General features: G+C 40.9%; 9 protein-coding genes. 7 read left to right on the top strand and 2 right to left on the bottom strand.

What is annotated here, in order from left to right:
• Positions 1-9: 9 nt before the first annotated feature.
• The gene (locus tag EA341_RS12875; protein WP_293015130.1) at positions 10-2,061 is read right to left on the bottom strand and encodes an alpha-L-fucosidase; all 2,052 of its coding nucleotides are present in this window, start codon (positions 2,059-2,061) and stop codon (positions 10-12) included.
• 181 nt (positions 2,062-2,242) lie between these two features.
• On the opposite strand from EA341_RS12875, the gene EA341_RS12880 reads away from it, so the two are divergent.
• The 7 genes from EA341_RS12880 (at position 2,243) to alr (ending at position 14,879) form a co-directional block, all read left to right on the top strand.
• Positions 2,243-3,457 (top strand): hypothetical protein, encoded by a 1,215-nt coding sequence (locus EA341_RS12880; protein ID WP_293015134.1) that lies wholly within the window; start codon positions 2,243-2,245, stop codon positions 3,455-3,457.
• A gap of 300 nt (positions 3,458-3,757) precedes the next feature.
• Positions 3,758-4,375 (top strand): sigma-70 family RNA polymerase sigma factor, encoded by a 618-nt coding sequence (locus tag EA341_RS12885; protein WP_293015137.1) that lies wholly within the window; start codon positions 3,758-3,760, stop codon positions 4,373-4,375.
• Positions 4,368-5,108, top strand: a complete 741-nt coding sequence (locus tag EA341_RS12890) for a tetratricopeptide repeat protein (protein ID WP_293015141.1) — start codon at positions 4,368-4,370, stop codon at positions 5,106-5,108. The genes EA341_RS12885 and EA341_RS12890 overlap by 8 nt, the downstream gene beginning before the upstream one ends.
• The gene (locus EA341_RS12895) at positions 5,105-8,296 is read left to right on the top strand and encodes a CHAT domain-containing tetratricopeptide repeat protein (protein ID WP_293015143.1); all 3,192 of its coding nucleotides are present in this window, start codon (positions 5,105-5,107) and stop codon (positions 8,294-8,296) included. Before EA341_RS12890 ends, EA341_RS12895 begins: the two co-directional genes overlap by 4 nt.
• A 69-nt stretch (positions 8,297-8,365) precedes the next feature.
• Positions 8,366-10,906 carry a hypothetical protein gene (locus EA341_RS12900; RefSeq protein ID WP_293015145.1) on the top strand — a complete coding sequence of 847 codons (2,541 nt, stop codon included), beginning with the start codon at positions 8,366-8,368 and terminating at the stop codon, positions 10,904-10,906.
• A gap of 124 nt (positions 10,907-11,030) precedes the next feature.
• Positions 11,031-13,634: a hypothetical protein gene (locus EA341_RS12905; protein ID WP_293015147.1), complete on the top strand. Its 2,604-nt coding sequence runs from the start codon at positions 11,031-11,033 to the stop codon at positions 13,632-13,634.
• A 90-nt stretch (positions 13,635-13,724) separates the two neighbouring features.
• A complete protein-coding gene (gene alr / locus EA341_RS12910) occupies positions 13,725-14,879 on the top strand; it encodes an alanine racemase (protein ID WP_293015149.1) in 1,155 nt (384 codons plus the stop codon).
• Between the two features lie 214 nt (positions 14,880-15,093).
• Here alr and EA341_RS12915 read toward each other — a convergent pair.
• Positions 15,094-16,287: outer membrane beta-barrel family protein (locus EA341_RS12915; protein WP_293015151.1), on the bottom strand; the 1,194-nt coding region annotated here is incomplete at its 5' end.

The raw sequence follows: 16,287 nt of genomic DNA on the forward strand, positions 1-16,287 counted from the left end.
GTTACTTCCCTAGTCTGTAACCACACCTACTTCCGCAAAGGACGCAGGATTTCCATCCAAAGTTTTTTCTGCTTTTAATTTGATGAATCTGACATCTGTAGGCTGGATACTTACCAACTGCGATACAGGATTATTCTGAATATTAGAAAATTCTCCTACAGCCAGGTTTCTCCAGTTTTCCCCGTCTTTACTTCCTTGAAACACATAATTGGAAATAATGCCGCTCATAAACCTATTTTGGGGCGGCCAATAGGTAAAGCCTTTGATTGTAATCATATCGGCCAAGTCGATGACAATTTCATTGCTGTCACTCTTCCAAAAAGTCTGGGGATCTTCATCTATGGCTTTTTCTGCTTGGGAGTCCTGAGAAATCACTTTCCAATCAGTTTTGGGAATATCAATTGCGTAACTCAACACCTCACTTTTTTTGCCCGTTTCCCTATCCATAGCCATTGTTTTTAGAAGTAGAGGATGATCCACTGTAAAAGGTGATTCATAAATGGAAGACTGGAAATCAGGAGTAGAACCATCAAGACTATAAAATATGTCGACTCCTCCTTCTGGTATCTCGAAGTAGAGCTCTCCTGATTTTTTCCTTTTGAGCACAGGTTCAGTGACCAGCTTGGGAGCGTTAAAAATCCCAACTTCCATAATCAAGGGTTCTGATTTGGAGTCAAGTATATTTAACCTCATCTTTTTCACCTCCACTTCTTCAAACCTTAAAATTCTCCTGGCTCCTATCGTAGTCCCTTCAGCAATCAATGTCCAGCCACTACCCGTATCCACTTCAAGACTGAATTTTTTTATCCTTTGGCCCAAAGAAAAATACTCCCTCACCATAAACCTATTGACCCATGTAGGCTGATCAAATTCAAAAGTAATATGACTCTGTTTCGCTCCTTCTCCTGCAGCCCAGTAAGTGTCCTTGTTACCATCCAAAACATTATTTACCCTGTATTCTTCCCCCCTTTCATTGTTGGCTCTTACAGTGGTAGAGATTGCAAGATTTACCTCAAAATCTTCTTTGATTTTATCTGCCAATTTCAAAATCTGCTCCTCATCTTTTTCATGGATCAATCCCCTCTTGTCCACAGGAAAATTGATCAGCAGTGCGGCATTCCTGCCAATGCTTTTGTAATAAATGTCCAAAAGCTGGGGAAGGGTTTTGACTTTGTGGTCTTCATAAGCATGGTAATACCAACCCGGCCTAATGGAAACATCGGCCTCTGCCGGCACCCAATGGGTACCGTTTTCCTGTCCTGAGGCATACAAGTCCGAGTATTCCGGCATCCCTGCATATACCGAGTCCCGCAAAAGGTTGGACCAGGTGGTTTCATAGGCGAACCCTTGCTCATTGCCCACCCATCTGACATCAGGACCTGCATCTCCGAATATCACAGCATCAGGCTGCAAGTCCCTTACGAGGGCAAAGGTGTTTTCCCAGTCATAATAGGATTTTTTATCTACTTTTCGGGTTTCGTTGGCTCCCCCATAGTATCCATCTCCCCCATTTGCCCCATCGAACCAAACTTCAAAAATATCCCCATAATTGCTAAGTAATTCCTTCAACTGATTACGCATATAAGTAATATATTTTTCTGTACCGTAGTCTGCATGATTGCGGTCCCAGGGAGAATAGTAAATTCCCATTTTCAAACCATATTCATCACAGGCCTCTTTCAGTTCTTGGATCAGGTCCCCCTTTCCCTCCCTCCAGGGTGAGTTTTTTACAGAATGTTCTGTATATGCAGAAGGCCAAAGGCAAAATCCATCATGGTGCTTTGCCGTAATGATGATTCCTTTCATGCCCGCATCTTTGACTATTCTTGCCCATTGTCTGGTATCCAGTTGGCTTGGGTTGAATTGGGAGGGGCTTTCATCTCCCATCCCCCACTCCATATCTGAAAAAGTATTCATGTTGAAATGTACAAAGCCATAATATTCCAATTCATGCCAGTCAAGTTGGCGTTCGGAAGGAATGGGATAGACTGGTTCAGGCGGTGATACCTCCTGTTTCTGACAGGCAATTAATAGTATAATGGGAATGAGATACTTTTTCATAACAGGGAATTTATGTGATAATAAAGATTTTCCGAATTGCAGAAAACAGAAAAAGTGTGGAAAGGCCATTTTTGCACAAAATCATTCACTGAAGGCAAATAAATGTACAGCCCCTTTTTTTTGATGACATTTTTTTAATTCCGCAATGCTAAGGTATAAAAAGTACAAAACCCTTACTGACATGAAACCATCCTTTTTGACTCCTACACTTTTGCTGCTCAGCTTTTGTATTTGTTTCACCTCCTGTGCCGGCCCAAATGAAAAAGCTTCACACAGCCATGACCCTAACCCTTCAATGACTGAAAATGATAGGATCCAAAAGTCTACTTCAGAGGCTAAGGAACTCCCAAAATCCTCCAGCATGCAAATAGTGGAGGTAAAAGACCAAGCGCTGAACATGACCATGATGACCCTTAAGGTGCCAGCAGCTTGGGTGCTCCATCAGGATATAGCTTCCAACCCAAACGGCTCCGGATATTTGAAATTTCTCTTGGCCATGGAGAGCCCTGAAGGGGAGATTCAAGGGTTTTTGCCTTTGATGATGAATTATTTTTCTTCAGTCCAATATGGGCAAGAAGTAGGGACGGGTTTTGAAAATCTTGTTCATTATCTGATGCATTACTGCTCACAACCATTTTTGGAAAAATTCTCCCCTTCTCTCTTCCGAAAAGACCATGAGGCACTCAATACGAATGAAGGAAAACAATACCGACAGTATGCAGAAAATTTGGTTACGAATCCAAACTACAATTACGGTTCAGTTGCACATGTGGATTTTGATATCATCAAAATGGAATTCAACGCTTTCCGAAAAAATATTCCCTACAAAGGAAAGCTCAATGTAGTAAAGCTGGGTGCAATAGACCAATACCCGGGCATGGCTGTCAAATCAGGAGTCATCATTGGAGGCTTTACACTTGCTCCCGAGGATCTTTTTGCAGCTGCAATAGAAAGAAAAATTGACATGGACATGAAAGTCAATCCCCAATGGGATGCCAAAAGATCCCAAATCATCGATATGGAAACCCAACGCATGTCTCAGGATCACCAAGCTAGAAGGGCCCAACAAAGACAGCAATTCAATGCCCACCAGCAAAATATGGCATCTATGAGGCAGACTTTTGACCAGCAAAATCAGGCCTGGTATGAAAGAAATTTCGGAAGTGGAGGATCCAGCTCATATTCCGGAAATGCATCCGTAACTGATGCAATAACGGGTTATAGCAGCTTTAGCGATCCATACACAGGACAGCAGATCAAAAAAGAAGGGCATTACAATTACTGGTACACCAATGAGTTTGGTGAATACCATGGTACTAATGACCCTAGCTTTCAGCCCGGTAACCATTACAGTGGTAATTGGACTCCAATACAGCCTTTAAAACCTGATCACTAAAAACAGAACCAGCAGCCAAAATGATTTGATCATGTAATCCATCAATTTTTGTTTATCAGGAAATAAATCAGCTTTAGTTTAGTTAGGGGTGATTTTTTCAAGGAAGTATTTTACTTCGGTCTGGGGAAAAAAACAGAACAAAATGCCATTATGGAAATTAATTCTGGTTTTTTTCCCAATTTTTTGATGACATCTGGATTAATAACCTATGTAAAGTAGACAGTGCTACACTAAAAAAGAAATATGAAAGTAAATCTATCTTATCAGATTTAATGTGCTAAAAACCACAGAGCTGTTGTGGTGAAAAGCATTTTATTGTATATTTCTGTATCACTCTTTGTTATGCAGGATTATACTTTTAAAAAATATACTCAGGAAGAAATTCTATCCGGAATCAAAAACAATGATTCCGGTATCATCAAATGGTTTTACCAGAGCCAATTCAAAAAAGTTGAAAACTTTATAATAAACAACAACGGAAGCAGTGATGATGCAAAAGACATCTTTCAAGAGGCCTTTGTAGTGCTTTGGAAGAATGTCAAAATGGAGAAATTCGTACCTGAAAACGGGACTGCAGTGGCAGGCTACCTATACCAGATTGCAAAAAACAAATGGTTGGATAATTTGAGAGATTCCAAAAAAAACACAAATGTGGAGATTCATACAAATCTGCATTTAGCTACGGATGAGAACGGGACAGAATCCGAGGAATATCACCAGTGGGTTGTAGAGGAATTCAAGAACCTGGGGGATACCTGTAAAGAAGTGTTGAAGAGATTCTATTTTCAAAAAGAAAATATGGAACAGATCGCCTCGGTATTTGGCTGGACCTCTGCTACTGCCCGAAACAACAAGTACCGCTGCATTCAGCAGCTGAAAGAAAAGTGGAAAATTAAGACCAAAAAAAGCATTGAATAACCCAAATCACATACCGCAAGAAGAGTTTGAAAGAATAGAACAATATATTCTTGGCCATCTAAGTGCACAGGACATGGAAGCTTTTGAACTTGAGATGGAGGGAAATGAACTTCTCAGGCAAAATTACAAGGAGGTAAAAGCATTGATTTTGGGAGTTGAAGAAGGAGCTTTGAGAAATACACTTGATAATTTTCATCAGGAGATGACCAACTCAGAAGTAGATCAAACACCCTCAAAAAAAATAAATGCATGGGCTTGGGCTGCAGCGGCTGCCATCGCCTTATTCATTGCAGGGGCTGTGTGGATACTTTATCCCTCAGAGTCCTTTCATTCCCGGCAGTTTGCGCAGTTTTATATAGAGGACCCCGGTCTGATTACTGCTATGAGTTCTGAGTCCTCTTATGACTTTGACCGTGCAATGGTAGAGTACAAGTCAGGGAATTATCAGGAGGCTATTGAAAGGTGGGAAAAGCTCTATCAATCAAACCCGGAAAATGATACCTTGAATTATTTTTTGGGTTCGGCACATTTGGCTAAGGAAGAAACAGAGCCAGCAATAGCTTATTTCCAAAAAGTGACCCAATTACCCGAAGGAAGATTTACAGATGACAATTATTGGTATTTGGCACTTTCCTATCTCAAGCTGGGAAGAATGGAAGATGCGGTCAACGCACTCTATAAAACGGATCACCCCCTAAAAGAGAAACTCTTAAATTCGATTCATGAGCAATGAAAAGCAGGCTTTTCATAGGGCTTTTGACTTTCTTGGTACCGACTTTTCTCGTTGCTCAGGTAGATGAGCAATTAGCGGCTATTCAAAGAACACTTTCAGAAAAAGGACCGGATGCGGCAAAACAAGTTTTTGACCAATCTACTGCGCCTTACCTGGAAGGCAAAGAATATCTTAGCCTGGCCTACTTTATTCCCTACGCAGGTTACATTGCTGAAAAAGAGGCTTCGAGCTTTGAAGGGATAAAAGCCGCTGAAGACTTTTTGAATCTCATACTTGAAATGACAGCCGACCCAAGGGTTAGGAGGCAGGCCCATTTGGAAATACACACTTACTATCTAGAAGCAGGCAAAAACCAAATGGCGTATGATGCCAACCAAAAAGCACTCGCATATACCTTTCAAATCCCTGACCACAGACCTGAAGAATGGGCTTTGATTGAAAGAAATTTGGGTGTAATTGCCAATTTGTTGGGGACTCCCGAAAAAGCAAAGGAACATACTCTTAGAGCTTTGAAGGGTTTTGATCAAGACTCCGAAACGTCCAAAGAAAGTAAATTCAATGTGCTCAATGACATAGGCGTGCGCTATTGGTACGAAGCCAAATGGGATTCTGCTGAATATTATTGGCTGGAAGGAATTCGGTTCTTGGATGAAATGGAGCCAAGTCTTACAAACACTCATTACAGAAAAGCGATGATTGAAGGAAACTTGGCTGCAGTATACGATGTCAAGGGTAATCCTCAGGAAAGCATCAAAAGGGTAAAATCTTCCATTGATTTGAATCAGTATTTCATCGAAAATGCCAAAGATGACCCTAAATGGAACAGGGCGCATATTTCACTTTTTTACAGTATAGCCAACCTTGCAGCTGTTTATAAAAATATAGGAAATTACCAAAAAGCGCTACAGCTGCATGAGTATACCCTGCGCGAAAAAGAAAAACGGTTTGATGTACTTCATCCGGAAATCATTGAAACCAAAATCCATATTGGACAAGCCCAAAACTCTCTCAAAAACTTTGCTCTTGCAGAACAATATCTTTTAGATGCTTTGGATGGGATAGCTCAAAATGAAGGAGAATTTTATATTCAGGCTGGAGATGCACACTACACATTGGGCTTAATTTATGAATCCACCCTGGAATTTGATAAAGCCAAAGTACATTTCCTTAGAGCCAATGAGTGTTTTCAGAAAGGCCTAAACGAAAATGCTGACTATGTGTACTTAGGGTTTTTAGGCAATGCTTCCCGTTTTTTTTCACTTCATGATGATGCAAAAACTGCCCTTGATTTGGCACAAAAGGGCTTTGACTACGTGACATTGATAGATGGCAAAAAGACTGTGGCTGGTTTTACACAAGTGCTACAATTGGGAGAAGTATATTTTAACTTGAAGGAATATCGAAAGGCCAAGGATTTTGCGGATGAAAGTCTTCAGATTTTGGAATCCTTGATACAAAATACCCAAGGAAGTCTGGATTCAGTCAGGGTAGAATTTGATAAACCACAGGCTATTTTACTCCAAGTGAAATCCGATTACTACTTAAATCAGGATCCTACTGTTTCTTTTTTGGAATCAAGTCTGGAAAAACTGATGTCAGCCCAAATGGTATTGGAAAAAAGAAAAAACACGCTAAACAATGCTGATGATATCAGTATTCTTCAAAGTCAAAGTCAAGAACTCCTGTCTTTTATCAAAAAGATCCAAATTGAACTATATGACAAAACCGGGGATGAAAATTACTTGAATTCCTTGCTAGCTGTTCAGGAATCTGAAGTCTATGCCAAGATCCGCGCTCAGGTAAACCAGGCTGGGTGGGTAGCCTTTAAAGGCGTGCCAAAACAAATTTTAGATAAGGAAGCCTTACTCAAATCCAGCTTGAGAGATGAATTGGAAGAAGCAAGTTCTTTATCGGGATTTTTGAAGATTTCAGGAGAATGGGAAGATTTTATCTCCATGTTGAAAAAGGAGTACCCGGAATATTACCAAACTAGATATGCCAATATCAGCAAAGAGTACATTGATATTCCCAATGCTCTACAGGCTGTCCGTTACTTTTTTGTGGAGGAGCAATTGTATGCCTTGGTTTTCAGTAAGGGGTCCAAAAAGCTCCATCCTTTGGAATTTAATCCTGACTTAATCAGCAAACTCTCAGAAAACTGGCATGAAATTAAAGTTATCTGCACTTTCAGTCATGAACTTTACAAACAGCTTTGGCTACCCATTGCACAGGACTTGGAGGAAGAAAGAGTACTTGTCATCCCTGACGGCATACTGTTTAATTTGAGTTTTGATATGCTTTTGGCCGAAGAGGCGGAGAGCTATCGGGAATTTGCAGAAAAGAGCCTTTTAGCCAAACATGATATATATTATAATTTTAGCCTTTCTCTAAATAGGCAAAAACCCAAAACAAAAATAGCTGCAAATTATATCGTCTTTGCACCCGGCTTTATAGACAATATGAAGGAGAAATACAGGGATTTTGTACAAGACAGCTCATTGGTTGACAAAGCATATCTCTCCTTATTGCCTCAGCCATTCACCTTGAGTTTGGCTGAAAACACCAGCAAAGCACTTGGTGGCGAGCGCTATATACTGGATGAGTCGACCCCGGAAGTATTCAGGCAAAAGGCCGGTAATCACAAAATTATTCATATCGGCACACATGCTGAATCCAATAATCTAAGCCCTGCATTTTCCAGGTTGATCTTTGCCAAGTCTAGTGGACAAGGTTTGGTCAATGAGGACAATTCTATTTATGCCTACGAGATTTATAACACCGATTTACGGGCTGAACTGGCAATCCTGACAGCTTGTGAAACAGGAAAACCAATCTATCAGCCCGGTGAAGGAATGATTTCTTTAAGCCATGCTTTTACTTACTCGGGAAGTGAGAGTCTGTTGACCAGTCTTTGGAAAATTGATGAAAAAGCGAGTAATCAAATCACTGAATTTTTTCTGAATCATATCAAGGAAGGACTGCCCAAAGATAGGGCTCTCCGTCTAGCCAAATTGCAATACTTGGAATCGGCTCAAGGCAGGACGCTTTCTCCCCAGTATTGGGCAGGTTTGATTTTGATAGGAGACCCCGATCCGATCGATGGATTGAATCCAAATCGCAGCTGGTTATTGTTGATTTTGGGTGTAATTTTAGCTTCGTTGCTCACTTTTTACTATCTCAAAAAATAATTTTGCTCGCTTAATTTTGATGACATTTTTTAAGTTTTCCTATGTATGGGTATACCAACCCTAATCATCATGAAACCAAAGATTTACCTCCTTTTGATTTTCGCCTTTTTTCTGGCTGTCAACTCCTGTAAAGATGTAGAAGAACCGGATCTCCCGCCAATCACAGACAATCCTGATCCGAACCCAAACCCTGATCCCGATCCCAGTGAAAATCTTCCCAAGCTCAGTGTAACAATAACACTTCCTGCCAACAGCGATATTGATTTGGGAGCTACATCCCTGCTAACTGGATTTATTGAATTTCCTGTAAATGAAAGCGGAAATGCTTCTGCAGTAATACCAAGTGGAAGTACCCGGATTTCATACTTATTGGATGATCAGGACAATGTCCTGCTGATGGGTTTTATCAATGAAAGCCAAAAGGAAATATCCCCTGCAAGCACAGCGGAAGTACTGGCGTATTTTTCTTCAGATTTGGTCTTTGGTCCGGGTGAACTGGATGAAAGGCTATTTGGCAATTTCCATGAACTGCCTGGATTCAAAAGTTTTTCCGAAGCAGTACAGGCACGCATATCACAAAACCCCAAATTGTTGGAAGGATTGGGAATAGAGAGCGAGCTCAGAAAATTTTATGAAGAGTTAGGACCGGATAGGGAAGAAATTGACATAAGGGCAAGACAGATCAATGTTTCACCTACCGGAGTAAAAAGCGGCATACAGATTTATGACATTGATTTTCAAAATATAGAGCTCAAAAACAGATTCAGAAGAAGGACCCATGCATTTCTTTTCAAGACTGCATTCAAAGATAAAGACGGGAATGAGACTGTATTGATTCCAAGTATTGGAGGCTCTGAAAAAGCCAAATCTGATTTTTCTGTAGTGCCAACCAATGCCATACAAAGCTTTTTGGGTGTTCTTTCGGATTGGGCAGCCGGCAGCGGAATGGAGTTTGCCGAAACAGTTTCTGATCCTGTAAATATTCCATTGGAGGAAAATGAATCCGAAGCAACTTACAAAGTAAGAATTATAGGTGCCGGAACATTGGATTATCCCAATGCAAATTCCAAAATGACCAATGATGAAAACAAAAAATGGAACAGGTTGATGATTGAAACCTTTGCCCTGGATTTTTTATTGCCGGCTATGTCCGCAGTTATAGGCTATGAAACAAAAAAAGGGGACAGCCCTTATCTTCAGAATTATAAGGGCTTCGTCGAAATGATAGAGAAGATCGTCGCAGCAGAACCTGTTTTGAGTGATTATATCGAGAAGGGTGATTTTAAACAGGCTCTGAAAAAGTTTCTGGAATTGATCTTTGATGCTGAGAAAGGCAATTGGCCTGATTTGGTCAAAGCATTTATGTCCGGAGTAGCAAATGCCCAGGATGGTAAAGGAATCTTGGAAACCCCTAGCCAAGTTAATCAAAAGACAGCCAAGGTACTCAGGATAATGAGCTTGGTTGATAATGTAATCCTTGCTACAGACATAGGGCGATTTTCCTACCACATTTTAAATTCCAATTCCCTGGAGGAATTTACTGTTACTGCAAGAAACAATGACATCAAGCTTTTGCCAAAAGAAACTTCTGTGACTGTATTTACCAACAAAGAATTTACAGTAGAGACCAAAACCGAACTGAGTGATGGACAGGCTTTTCTATACAAATGGTCTACCTCCGGCACGTTTGGAACCATTAGGGATAACCTGGGAAACAACGGGAAGTCATTTGAAAATGGTCAGAAGACGGTGACCTATAGGGCAGAAGGCTCTAATATTCCCGATGGAGCAAAAGAAACAATCTCGGTAACAGTCTATGTGAAGCAGGGACCCAATGAAACCAAAATCGGTGAGGCCACATCCACACTCACAGTTAAACCGGCCAGTTTGGTACTCAAACCGGATGGTGTAACCCTTTCAGGAAAAGACAAACAATCAATAGCTCTTTATGTGGAATGGGCAAACGGAGACGCCTTCGAGCAGGCTAGCAGTTTTGAATACAAATATGAATGGTCCACCCCAGGGAAATATGGGAAATTTGAAGGAACCATGGCCAATGCGACAACCTTAAGGCCCAGACTATCCTATCAGGCACTTGATAAGGATGTAGAGGAAGAGGAAGAAGACCTGAAAGTGGATGTTTATATGAGAAATAAAGACGGAGGAGATTGGTTTAAGTACCATACTGCTGAAGGAAAAGTCAAAATCAATAATGATGACAAAATTAAGATCCTGCAATTACCTTTGACTGTATTCACATCCAAAAGTGCTACAAGTCAGCATGGAGGAGGAACCAACTTTCTTCACGCAACTTTTCCACCAGATGAAAACTATGAAGAATTCACAGTTAGATTTTATGGATATAAAAAACCCACAATCCCGGTTTCGGAAGGTAGAACTTTTTCATGGAAAGCAGAAAACAGCCCTCCTGTAAGAATTGATTTAAATCGTCAGCTATCCGCACCTCGTTATATTGATAAAATGCCTGATGACGTAATTGGTATATATTACCTTACAAATGGTGCAGCCTCAGCTGAAAATACAGCTAAGAATGCCACAAGACTACAAGAATTTGGTGGCATGGTAGAGGTGAAAATCAGGTTGAAATAGACACTTATTTCTTTTAGATGGTTATTTCCCGGAGCTTAATAAACTCCGGGAATATTTTTTTCAAAAGTTTCGATGACAAAGCCCTCGAGGTTACGATGTAAGGATATATCCAACCTTTATCCTCATGAAACCGAAGATTTACCTCCTGCTGTTTTTTGCCTTTTTTCTGGCAGTCAACTCCTGTAAAGATGTGGAAGAACCAGACCTCCCGCCAATCACGGATAATCCCGACCCGGATCCCGATCCAAACCCAGAACCACAACCCACTGATTATCCCACTTTGGATATCAATGTGGTTTTCCCTGAAAATGTCAGTCCAGACCTGAATGGCGCCAAGGTAATCGGAGCGTTCAAGGAGCATCCGTTGCAGGGAAACAGTTCCAAAGTATTTGTACCGCATGGAAAAAGCCAGCTGGCCTTTCTTCAGGATAAGGACGACAACATCCTTTTACTGGGTTTTATCAGCCACAAAAACAAAACCCTCAGCATACAGTCATCGGCAGAAGCCTTGGCTTTCATAGGGCTCGGCGGCTTTACCCTTCCCTCATCTGTTCAGGAAAAATACCCTGATGAAGCGGCAAGTCTGCCGGGAATGGATGAATTCAAAAAGAAACTGGCAGGACTTTATGCCAGCGATAACAAGCTCTTTGAGACTGAAAAATTCATGTCTGCATTGGGAGAATTTGTACAACCCTTCTATGAAAAAGGAGAGGAGATAGATATCCGTGCCAGACAGGTGAATGTGGATCCTACAGGATACAAAAGCGGAATACAGGTTTTCGAGAATGATTTCCAGTCGGTAATGATCAGAAACCAATACCTCCGCGCAGCCCATGCATTTATGTATAAGCTCTCTTTCAAAGACAAGGAAGGGAAAAAGACAGAGCTTTTCAAGTCTGAGAATTTCAACCAGTCCAACAGCCCGGAAATAGTCAGCGAAACCCCCATAGACGCGGCCAACAAGTCTGGAGGCATCATCGGGGTGATGGCGGATCACCTGGCGGGAAATGGGCTTGAGGTGTTTATGAAGGAAACCGGCCCTGTTTCCATTCCCCTGGGCGCAAATGAATCGGAAGCTGAATATGCCATCAGGTTGGTTGGGCCTACCTTCGGGAACAGTGCCCAAAACAGGATGACTGCCAAAGAATTGGATAAGTACACTGAACTGGCAATTCAGACTTTTCTAGTGGAAGCACTGATCCCTGCCATTGGCTTCTTTATCAACAACAATATCAAAGTGGATGGGGATGAGGGATGGCCTTTGGAACTGATGAACTCGGCAACTACCTCCTTTATGGAGGGATATCCGGAAATCGCCAAAAAGGTGGAGGAAGGACAGTACAGGGAAGCGTTGAAGGAGTCATTGGAGAAGCTTTTTATTGACCCTTTGCAGGATGCAGTTGCGGATAAAGCCAAAAATAAATTACTGGATATGATTTTTTCCAAATATGCCAAAGACCCGGAATTCGGTAATCTATATGACACCAAGGACCTTCAGACCAAAAGCCGAACTGCCAAATTCCTGAAAGCTTTTGATCTGATCGAAAAAGCACTGGGATTTTGGGACGCAGGCAGACTGACAGCACATCTGATCAATGCCAGACCCATTGAGCAGTTTTTGGTGACCGCAAGAGAGCATGACATCAAGCTTCTTCCAAAAACAGCCTCAATCACCGCTCTTTCCAATCAAGAATTTACCGTAGAGACCAAAACGGAACTCAGCGCGGGACAGGCTTTTCTCTACAAGTGGTCAACGTCCGGCAATTATGGATCGCTAAGGGATAATTTGGGCAATAGCGGGCAGGCTATTGAGAACGGTCAGAAATCCATTACCTACCGCTCTGATCGGGCAGCTGTTCCTGACGATGCCCAAGAAACAATATCGGTTGAAGTCTATGTCAAGCAAGGCCCCAACGAAACAAAAATCGGAGAGGCAACATCCAAATTGACAATCAAACCGGCAAGGTTGGTACTCAAACCAGATGGAATCACTTTAGTCGGAAAAGAAAAACAATCCGTAGCATTATATGTAGAATGGTTAAGTGGAGCTGCTTTTGAACAGGAAGAATTTTTCGAATATAAATATGAATGGTCTACACCAGGACAGTATGGCAAGTTTGAAGGAAAGATGACAAATACCACTACATCCAGACCAAGGCTTACTTATCAGGCACTTGATGAAGATGTAGAAAAAGGAGTTGAAAATCTGAAAGTAGATATCTACTTGAGAAGAAAGGATGGAGGGGAATGGTTTAAATACCATACAGCTGAAGGAGAAGTTAATATCGAAAATGATGACAATTATAAGATCATTCATGTTCCATTTACTCCAATCACCTATTTAAGAACCCCAAAACCCTATACAGCACAAGGTGGGTCTCAGGGTATAAGTGTTGGATACAGCGTATGGCATACAGCAGTGTTTGCCAAAGAGGACAATCATGAATCTTATACCGTTAAAACTTATGGGTTCAAAAGACAATTATCTTGGCTGTTTAGGACCTTTTCTTGGAACGCAGAGGGGACACATGCCAATCTAATTGCCCAATATATAAATGGATCTGACACCTGGCAGGGTACTTTTCCAGAAGATCAAATAGGAGTATTTATTACGAGAGGAGTATTGGATTGTAATCAATGTGATTTTGGGGATAGACTTGCAGAAACTGTAGCCAATTATACTTCATTTGGAGGAATGGCAGAAATCAAAATCAAGCTTAAAAAGTAGATGCCTTTTGCTTTCAAAAAAACCCGAAGGAACAATCTTTCGGGTTTTTTCATTATATAAACGAATCAGCAATTTTTATTTTAAGGAAGCATGCAGCACACCTCTTACATTGAAATCAGCAAAACGGCATACAAAAAGAATATCAATTTTTTGAAAGATGAAGTCGGCGAAGGCACGCAAATCTCAATTGTAGTCAAAGGAAATGCCTATGGTCATGGTATAGAAAACATTGTCCCGATGGCAGAAGAGAATGGGATTCGCCACTTTAGCACTTTCAGTGCAGATGAAGCTTTGAGAGTATATAACTGCAGCCTTCACAATTCGCAGGTAATGATCATGGGCATGTTGGAGAATTCCGATCTCGAGGAAATTTTGCTCAAAGGAATTAGTTTTTTCGTTTTTGAGTTCGATCGACTCGAAGCGGCAATAGAGATTGCTAAAAAAACCAAGACCAAAGCAAAGATTCACATTGAGGTAGAAACAGGTTTTCATCGTACAGGATTTGAATGGAGTGACAGAGAGTGGTTAGGTAAAATGCTTAAGGAAAACCAGGAATACCTTGATTTGAAAGGGCTCTGCACACACTATGCCGGAGCCGAAAGCATCAGTAATTATGTGCGTGTCCGCAAGCAAATCAAAGAATACAACAGATTTAAAAAATGGTTTACTGCACAAGGTGTAAAATTTGAAAGTTATCATACAGCCTGTTCTGCGGCAACCCTCAGCTATCCTGAAACTATTATGGACATGGTCAGAATCGGAATTGCTTCTTATGGCCTTTGGCCGACCATGGAAACCTATATGTATAAGTTTCAAACCCTTCCGGAAAACAACAAAAACCCCCTAAAAAGATTGATCTCTTGGAAAAGCTCCATTATGAATACCAAGACTGTAAAAATGGGGGAATTCATTGGATATGGATCCAGTTATATGGCTCCACGGGATATGACCATTGCTTTAGTGCCCATTGGTTATGGCCATGGGTACAGCCGCATGTTGAGTAATCAGGGAAAAGTACTGATAGGAGGAAAAATCGTTACTGTAGTAGGTACAGTAACGATGAACAGCATTGCAGTAGATATCACTGATCTGGAAGGAGGACAAAAAGGTGATGAAGTGGTAATCATCGGCAAACAGGGAGACAACGAAATCACTGTAGCCTCTTTCGGCGAATCAACCCAGCAAGTCAATTACGAACTGCTTACCAGATTGCCTTTGGATATTCCTAGGAGGATTGTGGAGTAGGAAATCACAAATTTACGAAATACGATTTGCGATTTACGAGGCTTTTAGTGGTTTGGTACATATGAATTGATTTTAGATTGAGGATTAATTAGAGGATGAAGGATGACAGGGTGTATGTGTGTTAATGGTCTGGTGTATCGGTTTCAGTTGATCAATTTAGATTTCAGATTGGGCTTTATCTGAGTTCAAGGTTTGATGTACCGATTTCAGTTCTTCAATTCATGGAGTTATCAGTGCCACTATCTTTGATATCATCATTTGTAACCCCTCTTGTCTTCTTCTTGGAATCAGTACTGAGTCTTCCAATTCTGTAGTTAAAATTGATTTTAAAACTCATGTTTTGTATGCCAACAGTACTCTGCTGAACTATGGTTGGAGTAACCAATTCATTTCTCATGGTAAATTCCCGCATAAGGAAATTTTCTATTCCAAAGCCAATACTTCCTCTTTTTTCAGCAAATTGCTTATTGAGATTCAGGTTATAGATGGCAAGTCCTCCGGCAGAACCTTGCAATTGTACTTGTCTGCCACGAGCAAAGCCAAACGCCTCCAATTGCCAATCATTACCCAGCAAATAACTGGCTCTAGCACGACCGCTGAGCACAAAACCACTGTTGCTTGCCGCAAATAGTGGATCTGCCAATCCATTGTCAAGTTGTGCAAAATACCCATCAATACTACCACTGAGATTGAACCTGTTGCTAAGGTTGATGTTTGAGAATATAGAAAGTCCATATGCTCTTTCTCTACCGATATTTTCGAATGTTGTAAAGATGATGTCATCATCTAAAACTGTCCTCACTGGTTGAATAGAACCTGTAGTATTTCTCAGGTAACTAGTGAAATTTATTGAAGAATTGCCAATGTAAGTGCTGTAGGACATTTCATAATTATCTGTCAGTTCGGGATCCAAAAGTGGATTTCCCTGAGATATTTGCTGCGGGTTAGCAGCATTGATATTTGGATTTAGAAAATTAAGAAACGGTCTTTGAACCCTCCTGTTATATGCGGCTTTGATCATATTGCCATTTTCTAGTTTTCTGCTCAAATTCATACTTGGAACAAATAGGCCGTAAGATGGTATATCTGTGTCCAATTCTGCATTTCTAAAGTCTGCTTGAATATTTGTGTATTCATACCTTAGGCCTCCTTTAAATGTATAATCTTTGAGAAAATTTCTCATAAAGGTGAAGTAACCTGCAGTTACGTTCTGATCATAGCTGAATTCATTAGAAAGTGCAATGTCGTCCACTTGCTCAAATGCTCCATCGGTACCTTGAGCGGTAAAATAAGCAAAATCGCTTTCTGCTTTTCTCATGATATTTTTAGCCCCATATTCAAGGAGCGTACCTTCATCACTTCCCAACGGAGTGACATAGTCTAACTGAATGGTAAATTCTTCATTTTT

It is taken from the genome of Mongoliibacter sp. (genome assembly GCF_007692705.1).
In the GTDB taxonomy this organism is placed as follows: domain Bacteria; phylum Bacteroidota; class Bacteroidia; order Cytophagales; family Cyclobacteriaceae; genus Mongoliibacter.

Excerpts from the sequence above, each read along its gene's own strand:
- EA341_RS12895 (WP_293015143.1), top strand. The coding sequence starts at position 5,105 with ATGAAAAGCAGGCTTTTCATAGGGCTTTTGACTTTCTTGGTACCGACT.
- alr (WP_293015149.1), top strand. The coding sequence starts at position 13,725 with ATGCAGCACACCTCTTACATTGAAATCAGCAAAACGGCATACAAAAAG.
- EA341_RS12905 (WP_293015147.1), top strand. The coding sequence starts at position 11,031 with ATGAAACCGAAGATTTACCTCCTGCTGTTTTTTGCCTTTTTTCTGGCA.
- EA341_RS12880 (WP_293015134.1), top strand. The coding sequence starts at position 2,243 with ATGAAACCATCCTTTTTGACTCCTACACTTTTGCTGCTCAGCTTTTGT.
- EA341_RS12900 (WP_293015145.1), top strand. The coding sequence starts at position 8,366 with ATGAAACCAAAGATTTACCTCCTTTTGATTTTCGCCTTTTTTCTGGCT.
- EA341_RS12875 (WP_293015130.1), bottom strand. The coding sequence starts at position 2,061 with ATGAAAAAGTATCTCATTCCCATTATACTATTAATTGCCTGTCAGAAA.